Here is a 344-nt window from a genome sequence, read left to right as displayed (position 1 = left end):
ACTGCCGCGGCACGGCGAAGAAGCTGAAGATCAGCGCGATCACGAAGACGTTGTCCATTGACAGCGACTTCTCGATCACGAAGCCGGTGAGGTACTCCATGCCGCTCTGCGGGCCCAGATGCCACCACAGCCAGGCACCGAACAGGAGTGCGACGCTGATGTAGCCGGCCGACAGCCAGAGACTCTCGCGAATGCCGATCTCGCGGTCGGCCTTGTGCAGCACACCCAGGTCCAGCGCCAGCAGCGTGGCCACGGTACAGGCAAACACCAGCCACAGCCACAGGGCCTGGCCCATCAGTGGCAGGTGAAGAAACTCAGGCAGTGCAGACATGGGGCGTCATCCT

1 pseudogene is annotated in these 344 nt (G+C 63.1%); it reads right to left on the bottom strand.

Annotated features, from left to right (window positions below):
* Positions 1 to 331, bottom strand: a pseudogene (locus tag H5407_RS23800) (TerC family protein); the annotation flags it as partial.
* Positions 332 to 344: the final 13 nt, after the last annotated feature.

Origin of the sequence: Mitsuaria sp. WAJ17, from assembly GCF_014174515.1 — a bacterium.
In the GTDB taxonomy this organism is placed as follows: domain Bacteria; phylum Pseudomonadota; class Gammaproteobacteria; order Burkholderiales; family Burkholderiaceae_C; genus Roseateles_B.
Note: the sequence above shows the minus strand (reverse complement) of the source record. Positions and strands in the feature narration are given on the sequence as shown.